Origin of the sequence: Paraburkholderia terrae, from assembly GCF_002902925.1 — a bacterium.
GTDB lineage: Bacteria > Pseudomonadota > Gammaproteobacteria > Burkholderiales > Burkholderiaceae > Paraburkholderia > Paraburkholderia terrae.
On the sequence record NZ_CP026111.1, the window covers coordinates 609,624 to 629,168 of the forward strand.

Genomic DNA, 19,545 nt, shown 5'->3' on the forward strand with positions numbered 1-19,545 from the left:
GCAGACTCCCCATAAACAGATACAAAGGAATAGCACCATGGAACATACGCTCCCGCCGCTGCCGTTCGCGAAGAACGCGCTCGCTCCGCACATGTCGGAAGAGACGCTCGAGTTTCACTACGGCAAGCACCATCAGACCTATGTGACCAACCTGAACAATCTGATCAAGGGCACTGAGTTCGAGAACCTGTCGCTGGAAGAGATCGTCAAGAAGTCGTCGGGCGGTATCTTCAACAACTCCGCGCAAATCTGGAATCACACGTTCTTCTGGAACAGCCTGTCGCCGCAAGGTGGTGGCGCGCCGAAGGGCAAGGTCGCCGAAGCGATCAACGCGAAGTGGGGTTCCTTCGAGAAATTCAAGGAAGAATTCACGAAGACGGCAGTTGGCACGTTCGGCTCGGGCTGGGCATGGCTCGTGAAGAAGGCAGACGGTTCGCTGGATCTGGTGTCGACGAGCAACGCCGCCACGCCGCTGACCACGGACGCAAAGGCGCTCCTCACGATCGACGTGTGGGAACACGCGTACTACATCGACTACCGCAATGCGCGTCCGAAGTTCGTTGAAGCATTCTGGAACATCGTGAACTGGGACTTCGCGGAAAAGAATTTCGCGTAAGTCTTTGTTGCGTGATCCGGTAAGCGTTTGAAAAACCGGCAAGCGCAGAATCAATGAAAAGCCCTCACTTGTGAGGGCTTTTTCTTTTTGGCATCCATTAATTCGCCATCCGAATTAATGGATGAATTGCGGTAATGCCCGCATTTGCCAGTATCCATCGAAACAAAACGCCTAATCCCTTCGCCACCCGTTCGGGGTGGTCCCGTCCGCTGCCCGCCAGGGCTTACTACGATCAAGGGGCATTCTGTCGCCCCGGCACTCACAACAGACAGCAAGGCCCGGTTGGCATCCGTCAGCGGGGCCTCAATTCCATGGAGACAGGTGGACGATGGGCGTTTTGAACGGAATCAGAGTGCTGGAATTCGAGGCGATCGGTCCCGGGCCCTTCGGCGCGATGCTGCTCGCCGATATGGGCGCGGACGTGCTGCGCATCGACAGGCCGGCTGCGCCCGACGATCTCGGGCCGAAAACTAACGGCAAGCGCATCGACATCACGGGCCGCGGACGCCGCTCGGTCACGCTCGATCTGAAGCAGCCTTCATCGGCGGAAGCGGCGCTGGATCTGATGGCGCGCGCGGATGTCGTGATCGAAGGCTATCGGCCCGGCACGATGGAGCGTCTCGGACTCGGCCCCGATGAGGCCTTCGCGCGCAATCCGAAGCTCGTCTACGGACGCATGACGGGCTGGGGTCAAACGGGCCCGCTCGCGGCGCGCGCCGGCCACGATCTGAACTACATCGCGCTGTCCGGCGTGTTGTCCGGCATCGGACCTGCCGATGGTGCGCCCGTCGTCCCCCTCAACCTGGTCGGCGATTACGGCGGAGGCGGCATGCTGCTCGCACTCGGCGTCGTGTCGGCGCTGCTCAATGTGCAACGCGGCGGATCGGGCCAGGTTGTCGACGCGGCGATGACGGAAGGCGCCGCGCAACTCGGCGCGGTGATCTGGGGCTTGCTCGCGTCGGGCAACTGGCGCGAGCAACGCGCGAGCAATCTGCTCGACGGCGGCACGCCGTGGTACGACAGCTACCGCACGCGCGACGGCCACTACATGGCCGTCGGCGCAGTCGAAGCGCGTTTCTACGCGCAATTCCTCGACAAACTTGGCCTCGCCGATGCAGGCCTTCCGAAGCAGCACGATCGCGGTGGCTGGCCCGTTCTGCGCGAAGCCTTCGCCGCTGCATTCGCTTCGCGTACGCGCGATGAATGGTGCGCGGCGTTCGATGGCAGCGACGCATGCGTCGCGCCTGTGCTCGGCTTCGCCGAGGCGCCGGATCACCCGCAGCATCGCGCGCGCGGCAGCTTCGTCGAAGTGGCGGGCGTCGTGCAGCCCGCACCTGCGCCGCGCTTTTCGGCCACGCCGTCGCATATCGACGGACCCGCGCCGCAGCGCGGGCAGGGCCGCTTGCGCGCATTGCACGACTGGGGCTTCGACGATGCCGCCATCGAACGGATGGCGGCTTGCGGACTCGGCTTCGAGGCTGAAGTATCGGCAGGTTAATCGAACGACAGGAGACAACAGATGAAAGCACTCGTCGCGGTCAAACGCGTGGTGGACTTCAACGTGAAAGTGCGCGTGAAGTCCGATGGCTCGGGCGTCGATCTCGCCAACGTGAAGATGAGCATCAATCCGTTCGACGAAATTGCGGTCGAAGAAGCCGTGCGTCTGAAAGAACGGGGCGTCGTGAGCGAGGTTATTGCGGTGTCGTGCGGCGTGGCCGCGTGTCAGGAGACGCTGCGCACGGCAATGGCGATCGGCGCGGATCGAGGAATTCTTGTCGAAACGGACGCGGAACTCGAACCGCTCGCTGTCGCGAAGCTGCTCAACGCTCTGGTCGACAGGGAAAAGCCGCAACTCGTGTTGTTCGGCAAGCAGGCAATCGATAACGACTGCAACCAGACAGGGCAAATGCTGGCCGCGCTTGCGGGCTTGCCGCAGGCAACGTGCGCGAGCAAGGTCGAGATAGCCGATCAGTTCGCGATCGTCACGCGCGAGATCGACGGCGGACTGGAAGCCGTGCGTCTCGCGCTGCCCGCTGTCGTCACCGCCGACTTGCGGCTGAACGAGCCGCGCTACGCCACGTTGCCGAACATCATGAAGGCGAAGAAGAAGCCGCTCGATACGGTGACGCCCGCACAACTCGGCGTGGATATCGCGCCGCGCCTGACGGTGCTGAAGACAGCCGAGCCGCCGCAACGGGGTGCAGGCGTGAAAGTGCCTGACGTGGCCGCGCTCGTCGCGAAACTGAAAACGGAAGCCAAGGTACTGTGAGGAGACAAATATGACTGAACGTACTGGCGTGCTGGTGGTTGCCGAGCACGACAACGCATCGATCAGAAGCGCAACGCTGTGTACCGTGACGGCCGCGCTGCAATGCGGCGCCGACGTGCATGTGCTTGTCGCGGGACATGGCGTGCAGGGCGCGGCGAATGCGGCGGCGCGGATCGCGGGCGTATCTCGCGTGCTGGTTGCTGACGCGCCGCAACTCGCCCATGGTCTCGCCGAGAACATGGGCGCGCAGGTGATGCATGTCGCCGCGCTCTATAGCCACATCCTGTTTCCTGCGACGAGCATGGGCAAGAACGTCACGCCGCGCGTCGCGGCGCTGCTCGATGTCGCGCAGATTTCCGACGTCGTGCGCGTGGTGAGCGCCGATACGTTCGAGCGCCCGATCTACGCGGGCAATGCGCTCGTGACCGTGCGTTCCAGCGATCCCGTCAAGGTCGCGACGGTGCGCGTGACGAGCTTCGACGCGGCGTCGCCGGAAGGTGGCAGCGCGCAGATCGAAGCGATCGATACCGTGAGCGACAGTAACCTCTCGACATTCGTCGAGCGGCGCGTCGCGACGAGCGAGCGTCCCGAACTCGCCGATGCGCAGATCGTCGTGAGCGGCGGCCGCGCGCTCGGCAGCAGCGAGCGCTTCGACGAAGTGCTGACGCCGCTCGCCGACCGGCTGGGCGCCGCGCTCGGCGCGAGCCGCGCAGCCGTCGATGCGGGCTTCGCACCGAATGACTGGCAGGTCGGTCTGACGGGCAAGATCGTCGCGCCGCAGTTGTATATCGCGTGCGGCATCTCGGGTGCGATCCAGCATCTGGCAGGCATGAAGGACTCGAAGGTGATCGTCGCGATCAACAAGGACCCGGAAGCGCCTATTTTCAGCATCGCGGATTATGGTCTCGAAGCTGATTTGTTCGACGCGGTGCCGAAGCTGGTTTCGTCGATATAAAGGTGTTGCCGGCGGCGGCTGTCTCGCCGCTGGCGGCTCACAGCACGAAGCAAAAAAAGGCGTCTCAACAACAGAGACGCCTTGAAAAAGTCCGGCCGGTTCCGGTGAATAGCCGGACTTCCACGCAAAGCAGTTACTGCAGGTTCCCCGCCACCGCAATGGTTTGCCCCGTGATGTAGTTCGACTCAGGCGAACAGAACAGATACACGCCGCCAGCCGCTTCTTCCGGCGTGCCGCCACGGCCAAGCGGATTACGCTGCGCGTGCGACTTCAGCATGTCGGGGTTCAGGCCAACACGAATATCGCGCCCGTCGATACTGACCGTCGCGCCCGCATGCGCATCCGCCGAAGTCATTCGCGTGTGGATCAGACCGAACGCCACGCAGTTGACGTTGACATTGAAGCGTCCCCATTCGCGCGCCAATGCCCGCGTCATGCCGATCACGCCCGCCTTCGCCGACGAGTAGTTCATCTGGCCGGCATTGCCGTTCAGCGCGGACACCGACGAAATGTTCACGATCTTCCGATACACCTCGCGGCCCGCTTCCTTGTCGGCGGCGTGCAGCGCTTTCACATGCGGATACGCGGCGCGCAGGATGCGAAACGGTGCCGTCATATGACAGTCGATGATCGCGTACCACTGCTCGTCGCTCATCTTCTGGATCACGTCGTCCCACGTATAGCCCGCGTTGTTGACGATGATGTCGATGCCCTTGAATTCCTTCAGCGCGGTGCCGACAAAGCGATCCGCGAGATCCGGCGCGGTCACGTTGCCGACGCAGGCCACGGCTTCCACGCCCATCTTCTTCAACGCTTCGACCGTTTCGTGCGCCGGATCGGCGTCGAGGTCGTTGACCACGATGCGCGCGCCTTCATTCGCGAACTTCTCGACGATCGCGCGACCGATACCGCGCCCCGAGCCCGTCACGAGGGCGACCTTGCCGTCAAGCTTTCCCATTTGATGTTCTCCTGTGTATGTCTGATTGCGTCGAGGCGCTGATCAAAGTGCGATCACAGCCTCGCCGACCACGCGCGGCTCGCCGTATTGATTGGCCGTCTGGATTTCGAGCTTCACGCGCCGTTCGCCCTCAGCTTCGAACTTGTCGACGATGCGGCCCGTGCACGTGACCTGATGCCCCAGATGCGTGATACCGACGAACCGCACGCCGAACTCACGCAACTGCCGCTGATCGACCCAACGCGTAAGCAGACGGCCGAGATAAGCCATCGACAGCATGCCGTGCGCGAATACGTCGGGCATGCCCGCCTTGCGCGCATAGTCGGTATCGATATGCACGCGGTTGTGATCGCCCGACGCGCCCGCGAAGAGCGCAAGCGTCGTGCGGTTGACGGGTTCGAGCGTGAGCGGAGGCAGCGTGTCGTCGATCTTCACGTCGTCGAATTTCAGGGTGCTCATAGACGTTCTCCGTTAGCCGTTGCGTTGCACGAGCACGCTGCGCAGATCGGCGACATGCTCGCCTTTCTGGTTCGTCACGCGTGTTTCGCGCACGACGAAATCGAGCGCGCCGTTCTTCTTGTCGTAGATGTCGGCGATGCGGCTTTCGAAGCGCAGCACGTCGCCCGCATAAGCAAGACGGTGATACGTGAACGACTGCTCGCCGTGCAGGATGCGCGACAGCTGGATACCCAGTTCGTCGCGCCAGCTCGTATCCGGCTGCTGAAGCTCCAGCGAGAACAAAAATGTGGGCGGCAGCAGCAGGGCGGGATGCCCTGCGTCGCGCGCCGCCGATTCGTCCAGATAGACGGGATTGGTTTCGCCCGTCGCCTTCGCGAAGAAGCGCAGCTGACCCGCTTCGGCGACGGCGCAAAACGCCGGCAATACCTTGCCGATAAACTTTTTGTCGATCATGTCGGATGCTCCGTGAACGCGGCCTTTATCGTGCTGCCTTATAGACAGTCACGACACACGCGCCGCCGAGCCCTACGTTGTGCGCGAGCGCGACGCGCGCGCCTTCGACCTGCCGCGCATCCGCCTTGCCGCGCAACTGCTGCGTGAGTTCGAAGCACTGCGCAAGACCCGTCGCGCCCAACGGATGCCCCTTCGAGAGCAGACCGCCCGACGGATTGACAACCCATTTGCCGCCATACGTGTTGTCGTCATCGTTGACGAGCTTTGCGCCTTCGCCTTCCGCGCACAGGCCGAGCCCTTCGTACGTGAGCAACTCGTTCTGCGCGAAGCAGTCGTGCAACTCGATCACGTCGATGTCTTCCGGGCCGACGCCCGCCTGTTCATACGCGATCTTTGCGGCATCACGCGTCATGTCGAAGCCGACCACGCGGATCATGTCGCGTGCGTCATACGTGCTCGGCAGATCGGTCGTGAGCGCCTGGCCTGCAATCGTCACGTCGGTATGCAGCCCGCGCTTGCGCGCGAATTCTTCGGAAACGATGATCGCGGCAGCCGCGCCGCAAGTCGGCGGGCAGGCCATCAGACGCGTCAGCACGCCGTCCCACAGCATCGGCGCGGCCATCACGTCTTCCGTCGACACGACGTTGCGGAACACGGCAAGCGGATTGCGCGCCGCGTGCTGGCTCGCCTTCGCGCGAATCTTTGCGAACGTTTCGAGCTTCGTGCCGTACTTCTGCATGTGCGCCATGCCTGCGCCCGCAAACTGGCGAATCGCATTGCTCAATCCTTCGGGACGCCCGACGAGTTGATCCGTCATATCGAGCGCCCGTTCGAGCGCGCTCGCCCGGTCGGTCCACACGGACCTGAGCGCGCCCGGCCCCATGAACTCGAAGCCGACGGCGAGCGCGCAATCGACGGCGCCGCTTGCCACAGCCTGACGCGCGAGAAACAACGCCGACGAGCCCGTCGCGCAGTTGTTGTTCACGTTGATGACGGGAATGCCCGTCATGCCAACGTGATAAAGCGCTTTCTGGCCGGAGGTCGAATCGCCGTACACGTAACCGGCATAGGCCTGCTGCACGTCGCCATAGCCAATACCCGCATCGGCGAGCGCATCGCGCACCGCCTTCGCGCCCATCGCGTCATAGGTGTCGCTCATGCCCGGCTTCTTGAACGGAATCATGCCGACACCGGCAACGAAGACATTGCGAGTCATGTCACTGCTCCTTCTGAATGGAATGTTCGGTTGACGTGGGGGATCACAGCTTGCGAGAGATGAGGTCGCGCATGACTTCGCTCGTGCCGCCATAGATACGCATCACGCGCGCATCGGCGAAAGCGCGGGCGACGGGATACTCGAGCATGTAGCCGTAGCCGCCGTGCAGCTGCACCATTTCGTCGAGCGCCTTGCCGAGCGTTTCCGTCGCGAAGAGCTTGGCGATCGCGGCCTCTTCGAGCGTCAGGCGGCGGCGCACGTGTTCCGCGAGATAGTGGTCGACCAGCAGGCGCACGGCGGAGGCCTGCGCCTTGATGTCGGCGAGCTTGAACTTGGTGTTCTGGAAGTCCCACACGGTCTGGTTGAACGCGCGGCGATCCTTCACGTAGTTGATCGTGTGATCGAGACAGACTTCGAGCTTGGCGGCCGCGCCGATCGCGATCGACAGGCGCTCTTGCGGCAGTTCGGCCATCAGATACGCGAAACCCTTGCCTTCCTCGCCGAGACGGTTCGACACGGGTACGCGCACGTTGTCGAAGAAGAGTTCTGCCGTATCCTGCGCATGCTGGCCGACCTTGTCGAGCTTGCGGCCGCGCCGGAAGCCGTCGCGGTCCGCTTCGACGACGATCAGGCTCACGCCCTTCGAGCCCGCGTTCGGATCGGTCTTGCAGACCATGATGATGAGATCGGCATTCAGCCCGTTGCTGATGAATGTCTTGCTGCCGTTGATCACGTACTCGTCGCCGTCGCGGATCGCGGTCGTGCGTATCGCTTTCAGGTCGCTGCCCGTGCCCGGCTCGGTCATGCCGATCGCGAGAATGGCTTCGCCCGAGCAGACTTTCGGCAGCCAGCGCTGCTTCTGTTCTTCATTGCCGAGCCGCGCAATGTACGGCGCGATGATGTCCGAGTGGACCGAAAAGCCCAGACCGCTAACGCCCGATCGGTTGGTCTCTTCATTGAGCACGGCCGCGTGGCCGAAGTCGCCGCCGCCACCGCCATATTCCGTCGGCAAGGTGAGGCACAGCAGACCTTCGCGGCCTGCCTTGAGCCACGTTTCGCGGTCGACTTTGCCCGCCTTGTCCCACTCTGCCTGCTTCGGCACGCATTCGCGTTCGAGAAAGCGCCGCGCACTGGTGCGCAGCATTTCGTGATCTTCACGAAAGACGGTTCGGGTGATTTGCATGACTAAATATTCCTGTTTGTATGGAGGCGTAGACCTTTTGCAGATCGTTACTGCGCGCTGGCGATGTGCGCCGCGGGTGGAGTCTGGAAAAGTTGTTCGACGAAATGCGCGCGGCGCGCGCGCGTCACCGACTGGTTGACGTAGCCCTTGTCGGCGATCTCATTGGCGTCGATGGACGGGGGTTCGGCCATCAGCATCACGCGCTCGATGCGCAGACTGGAGCCGCTGTTCGCCTGCAAGCGCAAGCACTTGCTGATCGCATCGACGACGATAGGGTGCTGCACCAGTGCCGCGACATCGAGTGATGCGAGTTCTGGCGCGAGCATCCGGCACGCGGCGACATTGGGCCACGCGAGCGCGGCGAGATAGTCGTGATCGTGTCCGCAGATCACGGCATCCGTCAGCAGCGGTGAGCAGCGCTCCAGCAGCGCGAGCCGTACGGCACCCGTGCGCACCCATGTGCCGTTGGTCAGCTTGAAGTCTTCGACGACGCGGCCGGCGAACATCATGCCTTGCGACGGATCGTCGGCGTTCACGAGACGCACGGCGTCGCCGAGACGGAAGAAGCCGTCGTCGTCGAAGGCGGCCGCCGTCAGTTCCGGATGCGCGACATAGCCGCCGAACACATGCGGCCCGCGCATGCGGATCTCGTAGCGCGCGTCGCCGCCTTCGAGCGGCACGAGCTTCACCTCGGCGCCGGGCACAGGCGTGCCGATGTTGCCGTTTTCCGCATTGCCGCGGCCACAATAGGTGCCCATGCCGCTCGTTTCCGTACAGGCGAGGCCCGTGCAGAACGCGATCCGCTGCCCGATGGTCTGCTCGGCGACGCGCTGGATGCGCTGCCAGACGTCGCTGGGCAGACTCGCGCCGCCGTAGCCGAAGTAATGCACGTTCGCGAACAGCTTGTGCGCAAGCTCGGGGTCGCGTTCGAGTTCGCCCGCGAGCACGGTCCACGCGGACGGCACGCTCGTGAAGATAGTCGGCGATACATCGCGCAGATTGCGCACCGTCCGTTCGATCATGCCTGGCAGCGGCCTGCCGTCGTCGATATGATGGGCTGCGCCGAACTGGATCGAGCGCCCGAGGTTCAACACGCCGCCCAGGCCATGGTGCCACGGCAGCCAGTCGAGAAACGCGGGCTCGGTCTCGCGCAGCCAGCCGAGGTTGTCCGCGTAGTACGCGGCGACCGCGCGGAAGTTGCCGTACGTCAGCGCGACGCCTTTGGGCGTGCCCGTCGAACCGGAGGTGAACAGCACGCGCGCGGTGTCGTCGGCGCGGATCGCCGCGTGCGCGGCCGCAACCTTCGCGATCTGTTGCGGCGTGAGGTCTTCGGCGATCAGGTCTGCCCAGGCGATCACGCCAGGGCGCGCACCTTGGACTGCGATTACGGTCGTCGTAGCCGAGCCAAGCGCCGCAAGCGCGCGCTCGTACGGCCCGGTGTCCTGTACGAACAGCGCGGCGGGCGGTACGAGTGTCGCGACGCCGACGAGGCGTGCGAAATCCTTGCTGATGGTGGAATACGCGGGCGAGACGGGCGCGGTGGGCACGCCGACGTATTCGGCGGCGAGCAGCAGCACCGCCTGTTCGATCGAATTGCCCGACAGCAGCATCAGCGGCTGATCCTGATCGAGGCCGAGCCCGAGCAGCGCCGCGCCGACGAGTTGAACCTGCCGCCACAGTTCGGCCCAACTCAGTGAACGCCACTCGCCGCGCGCGTCGCGCTCTCGGAACGCGGGTTTGTTGCCTCGCTGAGCGGCCCACGCGGGGATGAAATCCGCGAAGCTTTGTTCGGCGATCTCGGGCGGCGGCGTGGCCGAGCGCAGTATCAGCGTGCCATCTGCGCGACGTTCGACCAGCGTGCGCCGCTCGGGAATGCGAACGGGACGGTAGGACGCTGCCGCCGGTTGAGTGGGGGTGACCGTCATCATGACGCCTTGTCTCCTATGTCAGCGATGACCCGCGTGGGCGCTTTGGCGTCTTACGCTGGCCTTGTGCAACATGGTTGCTGTACCGCGTGATGAGCGCCGCGCAGCCGCGCTTTGTATTGAAGGTTGCCGGCGTATCGACGCGCGGCTGACCTGTATCCAAGAGTAGTGGCAGACGCTACGCGCAAAACCACCCGCGCCGGGTGGCAGCGCTCATGAGGATGAAAGCCCGCAAGCGAGGTTGCGGACCGCGCGCGCAGGCCGCGCCGCGCGTCCCGTCGGGCTCAGCGTGCGATTTCGCCCGACGCACATCCCAACTCGAAGTCGCGCACACGTGCGACGGCTTCGTCGCGGCTCGATACGCCGAGCTTGCCGTAGATATTTTTCAGATGCCACTTGACGGTTTCCGGCGACAAACCGAGCGTGCGCGCGATCTTCTTGTTCGGCAGCGCCTGCGCGAGCAGATGCACGACTTCGGCTTCGCGCTCGCTCAGCAGTTCGGCGCCTGTCGAGATATTGCCGCGCGCATCGGGCGGTGCGTCGCACCGTCCAGCAACGGCCACGGCAGCCTGATGCGCCGCATCCAGCCGCGACGCATAGAAGCGCAGCAAGGGATCTTCCGGCGTCGCGTCGAGCACGGCATGAATCACGTCCAGCGCGCCACGGTCCGCATCGAGAATGGTGCGCACGAGGCCGAGGCGGTGACCACGCCGCAACGCGGACAACACGTACTTATGCATCGCTGCCGTGCGTCCGAGGCGCGCCGCGACGACGGCCGCCTGCATCTCATAGCGCACGGCATGACGTTGCCAGCCGCGCTCTTCGCACAGCGCGATCAGCGGTTGCAGCCGCACGGCAGCCGCCTCGAAGTCTGCGTGCGCGACGCACCAGTCGATATGCGCCTGCTCCGTCAGCGCTGCCACGGCAGTCAGCGTACTCGCGCGCTCGGGCGGCACCCGCGCGGCAATCGTATCGAGACGTGCGAGCGCGGCTTCGGCCGCATCGAAATGATCGATCGACAGATGATGGCGCACCTGTTCGGCGAGGCCGTGCGCGACGAGGCGCAGCAGCCCGTGCTGCGACGCGTATTCGTCGAGCCGTTCGAGATAGGCCATTGCGTCGAGATGGTGGCCCGCCAGCCAGTGTACAGACGCCAGCACCGTATGCACGCGCAGCACCGAGTCGGGCACCGACACGCGCTCCAGCACGTCGACGCGGCCTTCGATCAGCTTGCGCGCCGCGTCGGGCTCGTTGAATTCGTACAGTACTTCGCCGAGCAGCGCCGCCGCGAGGCAACTCGCTTCGGCGGCCGGGCTGCCACGCGAGTCGGCTTCGAACAGTACGTCGCGGCAGATGCGCTCGGCCTGGACGAACTTGCCTTCGAGCGCGTAACTGAACCCTACGAAGCAGCGTCCGTTCAGCGTGCCCGCGCTCGTGCCGACCAGCGGCGCATCGTCGAACAGGATGGGCGGCGTGTCGAGTTGCATGCGCCGTGCGTCCGCATAGTGCCCGCGATGCATGTACAGCCACGAAAGAATATTGTTGCGCGCGCCGACGATCAGCCCGTCCGACTGCGCAGGCGCGTCGAGCAGACGCGGCAGGATCGACATCGCGCCGTCCGTGTCGTCGCGCTGCACGGCGAGGGCGGCTTGCAGCAGCGTAAGCCGGTATTGAAGCGAGGGATCAGCCTGGTCGATGTCGCCTTGCAGGCTGGCAACCGTCGTCTCGCACGCGGCGAAATCGCGCGCGTACAGATGCAGATGCGCCATCCACAGACGCAGGCCGATGCGCGCCTGAATCTCGGCAACGGGCAGCATACGCATGAGCGCGACCACCTTGCGCAACTCGCCGCCAACCTGCAACTCACGCGCAACGGCGAGCACGAGATCCGCGGCCTCGCCCGGTTCGCCCGCGAGCAGCGCATGGCGCACGGCTTCGTCCGCGTGGCCGTGAGCGCGGAACCAGGTCCATGCGGCGCGGTGTACGTCGCGCTGGTAACGCTCGCTGCGCGCGCCGAAACGTTCGAGCAATGTTTCCCGAAACAGCGGATTGAGCCGATACCACACGGCGGCGTCCTGCGACTCGACGGGCGCGACGAACAGGTTGTCGCTCTCCAGCCGCGCGAGCAGCGCGAGCACCTCGGCGGGATTCTGTTCGCCCGCCACGAGCGCAACGCAAAGCTGTCCGCAGATGCGCGCGCACGCGGCCATGCGGATCAGCAACTCGACCTCGGAAGGCGACAGCCGCGACAGCACTTCGCGCTCGAAATAATCGGCGAACGCGCGCGGATCGTGCAGGTGCAATTGCGCCGGCATGTCGGCCGATGCGCCGTCGTTCGGTCCTTGCCGGTTTCGCTTCGCGCGGATCGCGAATAGCTGCAGTCCCGCTGCCCAGCCGTCGGCGAGTTCGTGCAGGCGGCGCGCGTCCTTCGTGGAAATATCGCCGATCTGCGCTTTCAGAAACGCTTCGGATTCCTGGGCAGTAAAGCGCAAATCGCGCATGTCGAGTTCGAGCACCAGACCCTGGTCGCGCAGCCTGCCCAACGACAACGACGGGATGGTGCGCGACGCGAACACGATATGCAGATTCGCGGGCGCGTAATCGAGCAGCCATTGGAGCGCTTCATGGTTGCGCGCGTTGGCGAGATGATGCACGTCGTCGAGCACGAGCACGAGTTCGGCGGGGTGGCGCGCGATGCCGTTGACGAGCGCGATCACCGTGCGCTCGACGGCTTCTTCATCCATTCCGCGTCCGCCGAGCAGCGCGGCTTCCTTACAGATCGACGGATTCACCTGGCTGAGGCTGCCGACCAGATCGTCGAGGCAAACGGTGGGATCGTCGTCGTCCGATGTGAAAGTCAGCCACGCGATATCGAAACCGAGCGGCAGCAACGCCTCACGCCAGGCGACGAGGGCGGTCGTTTTGCCCGAGCCGGCCGGTCCCTGAACGACGATGCAGCGCATGCGTCGCGCGTCGCGCAGTTGCGCGAGCAATCGTTCGCGCGCGACGACACGCGCCGCGCTGCGCGGGGGAAGCAAGCGGAGGTGGGCGCCGGATTCTTCGGTGCCGGCGTTGCGCAGGCAAGCTGAGGTAGAGCGGGCATTCTGCGGCATATCGACCTGCGCCTCGTGTCTCCCGCGCCATCGGTAATGGCTGTTGGGATGACAAAAATTGACGGGCCATTCTATCGCAGTGCCAAGCAAGCGCCGCTTCGGGGCGATACCGATAGGAGACCGTGCAGCGTTGCGGTAATGCACGATCCGCGTCTCCTATCTCAATAAAAATGCGCGCATGCTTGCGCGATGTCATTACACATCTGAAAGCGACCGTGCGACGATCGCCGACTTTTCTGCGTCGATAGCGATAGCGGATTCGCCGTTGCGCGAAGCCTGATCCCGGCGTTTGCGCACGAAGCGCACGACTTCTCCGTCGGCGCGCCACGCATGACAGGTATCGATCATCTGCGCGATGTGCGCGTCGGCGTCGCTGCCGCCGGGACGTATGCCCATTAGCGTCTGCAGCGCGGTGGTCGCAAGCGGGCCGAGCAGTTCCGTCAGATGCGTGCAGCCGTGCTTGCCACCGACACGCTCTTTCACCTGCTTCCTGAAACCGGCTGCGATTCGCACGCCCACGAGACTTTCATACGCCGCGTTGATCTGCGCGCAGTACGGCGAAGGGCCCGTATCCGTCGATGCGCTCGCGCGCCGGATCAGGCCCTTCGCGTCGATGGTGAGCGTGATGCGCAGATCGTGAAGCGGTTCACCGGCGGGCACCTGCTTGTAGAGCAGATCGGCCGTGTCGGCCTTGATGTCCGTGAGGCGCGCCTCGATGTCGAACAGTCCGTCGCTGCGTTCGTAGCCGTTGCAGACGATGTGGCGCGTATGCAGCAGACGCCGGGTGGGTTTGCGCGTGGCTGAATCGTTCATGGCGGTTGGACTCCCGGCAAGTGGATAGAAAAGCGGAAGAAGGACGACGACGCCTCAGCGTAGACGGTCGCGTCGCGCGGGCCGCCACCTCGTTCGGGTGGTGACGCGTCGGTCGGGGTATTCCCGTTCCCACTCGATTCGGGTGGGCGGCGCGCCTGCAGGCGCCTGCAACCATGAGCCAGCGACAAGCCATCGGACGAATCATCGTTTCGGTCTGCCAGGCAGGACGGCCGGCTTCGGCGCGATCGTGCAGAACCATGTCCGCGAAGTGCGGAGACAATATGAGGAGACAGTGCATGCGTTTCATCAGTAAAGGGGTGCTGGGTGCCACCCTGGCATTCGCCGCGGGCGGCGCAGCCGCGCAGTCGAGTGTGACGCTCTATGGCGTGGTCGACGTGTTCGGCCAGTACCTGAATAGCGGCGCGGGAACCAAAAGCGGGCCGGGGTCCGCCTACGTGCCCGGCTACCATTCGTTTTCCGAGCGCAGCGGCGGCTCGGCGGGCTCGCAGTTCGGACTGAAGGGCGTCGAAGATCTGGGCGGTGGGCTGAAGGCGGCGTTCACCGTCGAGAACGGCTTCAACGCCAACAACGGCACCTTCTTTGCGGATTCGACGTCGCTGTTCTACCGGCAAGCGTGGGTAGGGCTCAAGCACGACAACTATGGGCAACTGACGTTCGGCCGCCAGTATCAGCCGAGCTTCTGGGCCGTCTATCCAACCGATCCGTTTCGCGGCAACGAAGTGCTGTCGCCGATCGCGGCCGCCGATCTCGCGGGCGTGCGCGACCGCGCGACGCTCGCGACGCAGTACGTGTCGGGCCGCCAGAGCAACTCGGTCATGTATCAGTCGCCGGAACTGTGGGGCGTGAAGCTCTACGCGATGTACGCGTTCCCGGTCACGACATCGCAGCCGATTGCGTCGACGTCGGGCAATATGTTCGACATCGCGCTGACGTACCAGGGCGCCGGGCTCTATGCGGCGCTCGCGTACCAGTTCCAGCACGGCGGACAGGAGACGGTATCGCTCGGTCAGACGCCCGGCGGGCTGCCGCTGCCGGCGAGCACGTTCAACCTCGTGTCGACGGAGCATTACACGGGCGCGCTCGGCTACCGCTTCGGCATCGTCAACGTGCAGTTCAACTATGCGTACAACAAGGTCAAGACGCCTGCCAACAGCCAGATCGTCACGGTGCCGGGCGTCGGGCCGGTGGGCGCGCTGTCGTCGCTGGTGCATCCGTCCAGCATCATGGAACTGGGTACGACGATCCAGGCGACATCCGCTGACGTGATCGAGGTCGCGGGCATCTATCGCAGTGTGCGCGGCGTGCAGGACAACACGCTCGGCATTCAGATCGGCGCGGATCACAGCTTGTCCAAGCGCACGAGCGTCTACATGCGCGCAGGCTACATGAAGAACAACGGCATCGCGAACATGAGCTGGCCGGGTGTCGCGGCAGCGGATGGATCGAAGCAGATTCTCGGCGTGGCGGGCATGACGCACCGCTTCTGATGACAGCGTGACAGCCGGTCGATCCGTCGACCGGTGTGTCGTGTCGTAAAAAGCAAAAACGGGAGATGACGTTATGCGTCATCTCCCGTTTTTCTGTTCTGGACGTCCACGCGGATTACGCCGTCACCGACTTGCACTCCAGAAATTCCGCAAGCCCTTCCGCGCCATACTCGCGCCCGTTGCCCGAGCTCTTGTATCCACCGAACGGCACGGTGACGTCGAGCATCGCGCCGTTGATACGCACCGAGCCTGCGCGCAGTTTCGTGGCGACGCGCCGCGCGCGTTCCAGATTCCCTGAAGCGACATAGGCGGCGAGGCCATAGTCGCTGTCGTTGGCGATCGCGATCGCATCGGCTTCATCGTCATAAGGCAGCACGCACAGCACCGGTCCGAAGATTTCCTCGCGCGCGATCTTCATCTGATTGTGTACATCGGCGAACACGGTCGGCTTCGTGTAAAAGCCGCGTTCGAGGCCGGCCGGACGACCCGGACCACCCGCCACGATGCGCGCGCCTTCCTCGATGCCCATGCCGATCATGCGCTGCACCTTGTCGAACTGCGCGCGGTTCGCGAGCGGGCCCATCTTCGTTGCCTCGTTCGACGGATCGCCGACGGGAATCGCATTCGCGACAGCAGCGGCAATCGTCACCGCTTCTTCGTAACGCGCGCGCGGCACGAGCATGCGCGTCGGCGCGATGCACGTTTGCCCGGAGTTCGCCATGCATTGCGCGACGCCCGTGGTCACGGCGGCCTGCAGATCGGCGTCGTCGAGAATTAGCAACGGCGACTTGCCGCCCAGTTCCTGCGCGACACGCTTGACGGTCGGCGCTGCGCTGATGGCCACCTCGACGCCCGCGCGCGTCGAACCCGTGATCGACACCATGTCGACATGCGGATGCGCCGACAACCGCGCGCCGACTTCGCGCCCTTCGCCGAAGATCATGTTGAACACGCCAGCGGGCGTGCCCGCGTCGTGCATGATCTCGGCGAAGATCATTGCGTCGAGCGGCGCCAGTTCTGACGGCTTGAGCACCACCGTGCAGCTCGCCGCGAGCGCGGGCGCGACCTTCGCGACGATCTGGTTCAGCGGCCAGTTCCACGGCGTGATCAACGCGGCGACGCCGATCGCTTCGCGCCGCACCACGCTCTTGCCGCGCGTGCTTTCGAACTCGAAATGGCGCAGCGTGTCGATGGTGGCCTGCAGGTGCGCGAGGCCGATGGGCGTCTGCAAGGTCTTGCACAGCGAGATCGGCGCGCCGATCTCCTCGCAGACCGCATGCGCAATGTCGCCGAGCCGCTCGCGATAGCAGGTCGCGATGCGTTCGAGCAATTCGATACGCGTTTCGCGCGAGCTTTCCGACCATGCGGGAAACGCGGCGCGCGCAGCGGCGACGGCGTGATCCGCGTCGTGCGCAGAGCCGAGCGTGAGCTGGCCGATCGTGGTTTCCAGCGACGGACTGACGATTTCCATCGCCTTGCCGCTTTTGGATGGCTCGACCCAGCGGCCATCGATATAGAACCTGTTGAGCGTCTTCATCTGTTGTTCTCCATGCGATGCTTCAAACCGGCCGATCGCCGACGACCGTCGCGCGCATCATGTGCCGCACGGCTGGGAAGTAGTCCTGCACTGCGTAGTGCTGGCACGAGCGGTTGTCCCAGAACGCGATCGTGTTCGCTTTCCAGCGCAGCCGCACCTGATACTCAGGCGCCTGCGCCTGGCGGAACAGATACTGCAGCAGTTCCATTTCCGCGAGCTTGAAGTCGAAGCCGAAGCGATAGCGCGGAACAGTTTGATGACCGTAGTTCACGATATGCGTCGTGAACGCCTCGTTCACGTAGAGAATCTTTTCGCCCGTCTCCGGGTGCGTGCGCACGACGGGGTGGATCGCCGGCGGAAACTTCTTGCGCATCTCGTCGTGCTGGTCTTCGGGCACCACGATGCCGAACAGCGGCAGAAACTCATGCGCGGCCTTCAGGTTCTGGACCAGCGATTTGACGTCGTCGGGCAGGTTTTCATAGGCCGCGACCATGTTGATCCACATCGTGTCGCCGCCTACTTCCGGGCATTGCACGCAGCGCAGGATCGAACCCATCGAAGGCACTTCGCGCCACGATACGTCGCTGTGATAGAGGTTCTCGCGGCCGCGCTTCGCATCGTTACGGCCGATGATCACCAGTTTGGGATGATCGGGGTGATGCGGGAACGCCGGATGGATCTCCAGTTCGCCGAAGCGGCGCGCGAACGCCACGTGTTGCGCGGGCGTGATGTCCTGGTCGCGAAAGAAGATGACCTTGTGCTTCACCACGGCGCGGCGCAGCGCAGCGGAGGTTGCATCGTCGAGCGGCTCGCGCAGGTCGATGCCGCTGATTTCCGCGCCGATGGTGGGCGTGCATCGTTCGATTTCAAACGGCCAGTTTTCGCTGGCTGCTTCCGCTTGTGCCGGTCTGACGGCCTGCACGTTTGCGTTCATATGATGTCTCCTTGCTGGGTATCGGAAGCGGGCGGCAACGTTGATCGCACGCAGGTGATTCGGCGGGAAATTGTCAGCGGCGCGCGCTGACGACTGGTCGCCGTGTCGCGTTCGTTTCATCTCGCGTCGGCGAGAAGCGCGCTTGTTCGCCGCGTAGTTCGCCGGACATGACGATGTGAAAAACCGCGGCGGGCTTCATGAACGGTGAACGCCCGCCGCGTGCGACCGAGGCCCTCGAACGGGCAGTTTCGCGACGGCGCCACGCGGCGCCCATCGCATCACGCCGAAACGGGTTCGAGCTGGCGGCTCAGCACGCGGTTCGAGCGCTCGGGATGCAGCCAGCGCAACGCCGCGAGCGCCGCGACGAACAACAGCGCCGCGCCGATCATGAAGCCGTTCTCGTACGCGTGACTGTTCCCAGGGCCGGCGCTCTGGACCATGCGCCCCATGACGGTGGGCGCGATCGCCGCGCCGAGGCTCGCGAGCGCCGTGTAGATCGCGACGACTGCGCCGCGCTGGCTTTCGGGCACGACTTCAGCGAGCAAGGCGGGCGCGAGCGGAAAGCAGAGCGTCGGCAGCGCGCCGGCGAGCGCGAACAGCAGTGTCTTGCCGACGGGCGGCAGATCGAGCGCCGAGACGGCGACGAACAGCGCGCCCGCCACCATCGCCATGACGCTCAGCAACTGCGCGCGCGCGACGCGTGTCGACGCGCCGCGCGCCAGCATCCGCTCGGACAGCCAGCTCAGGCCGATATTGACGGGCGACGCGACACCGATCACGACGGCGAACCAGCGTCCCGCGTCGATGCCGTCGAAGCCCAGTCCTTTTTCGAGGTAGCTCGGCAGCCAGGTCAGGTTCTGACCGAGCATCCAGTACGCGGAGAAGCCGAGCAGGAAGATCGACACGATGGACGGGTCGGTGAGGATCTTCCAGTAGGGAAGGCGGGCGGGCGCGTGGCTGTCCTCGCGCGTCGATCCGGGTGCTGCCGCCTGCGTATCCGCGTCGCGTTGTCCGCGTTCGCGCGACATATAGAGCCACGCGATGCTCCACACCAGACCGATCCCGCACAGCACGAAGAAATTCATCCGCCACCCCCATTTGCGCGTGACGAGCGGGATCAGCAGACCGGCGAGCAGCAGCCCGAGCGCGGCGCCCTGGCTGACGACGGCGATGGGCAGGCTGCGCTTGTGGTCGGGGAACCACTTGCAGATGGCGTGGACCGAGGTCGAGAACGCGGGGCCTTCGGCGGCGCCGAGTATCACGCGGCACACGAGGATCGCGAGTGCGCTGGTGGCGAGCGCCTGCGGCAGCTGGATCGCGGCCCAGCTCACGCCCATCGCGAGCAGCAGCCAGCGCGCCGAAATGCGGTTGGATGCGAAGCCGACGACGATCGTCGATACCGAGAAGAGCCAGAAGAAGCTGCCCGCGACCAGCCCGAATTCCGCTGGCGACAGATGCAGTTCGGCCATCATCGGCACGGCGACCATGCCGAGCACGACCTTGTCGAGGAAATTGACCGTGTAGAGACCGGCGAGCATGAGCGCCAGGGTCCAGGCCGCGCGCGGCGGCAGGGCGGTTGAATGGTTCATGAGCCACCCCGGACGCA

Annotated in this window: 16 protein-coding genes; 5 read left to right on the plus strand and 11 right to left on the minus strand. The window is 64.5% G+C overall.

All coding sequences use genetic code 11. The features are described from left to right. Nucleotides 1–37 precede the first annotated feature (37 nt). From C2L65_RS02740 to C2L65_RS02755, 4 genes are all read left to right on the plus strand, one after another. Nucleotides 38–616: a superoxide dismutase gene (locus tag C2L65_RS02740; protein ID WP_042312548.1), complete on the plus strand. Its 579-nt coding sequence runs from the start codon at nucleotides 38–40 to the stop codon at nucleotides 614–616. Between the two features lie 328 nt (nucleotides 617–944). Next, nucleotides 945–2,114 (plus strand): CaiB/BaiF CoA transferase family protein, encoded by a 1,170-nt coding sequence (locus C2L65_RS02745; protein WP_042312546.1) that lies wholly within the window; start codon nucleotides 945–947, stop codon nucleotides 2,112–2,114. 21 nt (nucleotides 2,115–2,135) lie between these two features. Then, nucleotides 2,136–2,885 carry an electron transfer flavoprotein subunit beta/FixA family protein gene (locus C2L65_RS02750; RefSeq protein ID WP_042312544.1) on the plus strand — a complete coding sequence of 250 codons (750 nt, stop codon included), beginning with the start codon at nucleotides 2,136–2,138 and terminating at the stop codon, nucleotides 2,883–2,885. 10 nt (nucleotides 2,886–2,895) lie between these two features. Further along, a complete protein-coding gene (locus C2L65_RS02755; RefSeq protein ID WP_042312541.1) occupies nucleotides 2,896–3,840 on the plus strand; it encodes an electron transfer flavoprotein subunit alpha/FixB family protein in 945 nt (314 codons plus the stop codon). A 133-nt stretch (nucleotides 3,841–3,973) separates the two neighbouring features. Here the strand turns inward: C2L65_RS02755 and C2L65_RS02760 are convergent, their stop codons facing one another. From C2L65_RS02760 to C2L65_RS02795, 8 genes are all read right to left on the minus strand, one after another. Then, nucleotides 3,974–4,798 carry an SDR family NAD(P)-dependent oxidoreductase gene (locus C2L65_RS02760; protein WP_042312539.1) on the minus strand — a complete coding sequence of 275 codons (825 nt, stop codon included), beginning with the start codon at nucleotides 4,796–4,798 and terminating at the stop codon, nucleotides 3,974–3,976. Nucleotides 4,799–4,840: 42 nt separating this feature from the next. Next, the gene (locus C2L65_RS02765) at nucleotides 4,841–5,257 is read right to left on the minus strand and encodes a MaoC family dehydratase (RefSeq protein ID WP_042312537.1); all 417 of its coding nucleotides are present in this window, start codon (nucleotides 5,255–5,257) and stop codon (nucleotides 4,841–4,843) included. Nucleotides 5,258–5,269: 12 nt separating this feature from the next. After that, nucleotides 5,270–5,710 (minus strand): MaoC family dehydratase N-terminal domain-containing protein, encoded by a 441-nt coding sequence (locus C2L65_RS02770; RefSeq protein ID WP_042312534.1) that lies wholly within the window; start codon nucleotides 5,708–5,710, stop codon nucleotides 5,270–5,272. 25 nt (nucleotides 5,711–5,735) lie between these two features. Beyond that, nucleotides 5,736–6,926: a lipid-transfer protein gene (locus tag C2L65_RS02775; RefSeq protein ID WP_042312532.1), complete on the minus strand. Its 1,191-nt coding sequence runs from the start codon at nucleotides 6,924–6,926 to the stop codon at nucleotides 5,736–5,738. A gap of 43 nt (nucleotides 6,927–6,969) precedes the next feature. After that, nucleotides 6,970–8,109, minus strand: a complete 1,140-nt coding sequence (locus tag C2L65_RS02780) for an acyl-CoA dehydrogenase family protein (RefSeq protein ID WP_042312529.1) — start codon at nucleotides 8,107–8,109, stop codon at nucleotides 6,970–6,972. A 47-nt stretch (nucleotides 8,110–8,156) separates the two neighbouring features. Beyond that, nucleotides 8,157–10,037, minus strand: coding sequence for a feruloyl-CoA synthase (locus C2L65_RS02785; RefSeq protein WP_042312526.1), 1,881 nt, complete (start codon nucleotides 10,035–10,037; stop codon nucleotides 8,157–8,159). 281 nt (nucleotides 10,038–10,318) lie between these two features. Next, nucleotides 10,319–13,072 carry a LuxR C-terminal-related transcriptional regulator gene (locus tag C2L65_RS02790; RefSeq protein WP_486644370.1) on the minus strand — a complete coding sequence of 918 codons (2,754 nt, stop codon included), beginning with the start codon at nucleotides 13,070–13,072 and terminating at the stop codon, nucleotides 10,319–10,321. A gap of 270 nt (nucleotides 13,073–13,342) precedes the next feature. After that, nucleotides 13,343–13,960, minus strand: a complete 618-nt coding sequence (locus C2L65_RS02795; protein ID WP_042312522.1) for a DUF2889 domain-containing protein — start codon at nucleotides 13,958–13,960, stop codon at nucleotides 13,343–13,345. 296 nt (nucleotides 13,961–14,256) lie between these two features. On the opposite strand from C2L65_RS02795, the gene C2L65_RS02800 reads away from it, so the two are divergent. Continuing rightward, nucleotides 14,257–15,468, plus strand: coding sequence for a porin (locus C2L65_RS02800; RefSeq protein ID WP_042312520.1), 1,212 nt, complete (start codon nucleotides 14,257–14,259; stop codon nucleotides 15,466–15,468). A 115-nt stretch (nucleotides 15,469–15,583) separates the two neighbouring features. On the opposite strand, the gene C2L65_RS02805 is transcribed toward C2L65_RS02800, so the two are convergent. From C2L65_RS02805 to C2L65_RS02820, 3 genes are all read right to left on the minus strand, one after another. Further along, the gene (locus C2L65_RS02805) at nucleotides 15,584–17,005 is read right to left on the minus strand and encodes an aldehyde dehydrogenase family protein (protein WP_042312516.1); all 1,422 of its coding nucleotides are present in this window, start codon (nucleotides 17,003–17,005) and stop codon (nucleotides 15,584–15,586) included. 22 nt (nucleotides 17,006–17,027) lie between these two features. Further along, on the minus strand, nucleotides 17,028–17,939 hold the full coding sequence (locus tag C2L65_RS02810; RefSeq protein WP_042312513.1) for a TauD/TfdA dioxygenase family protein: 912 nt from the start codon (nucleotides 17,937–17,939) through the stop codon (nucleotides 17,028–17,030). 278 nt (nucleotides 17,940–18,217) lie between these two features. After that, entirely contained in the window at nucleotides 18,218–19,528 is a 1,311-nt protein-coding gene (locus tag C2L65_RS02820; protein WP_042312648.1) for an MFS transporter, read from the minus strand. Nucleotides 19,529–19,545 lie beyond the last annotated feature (17 nt).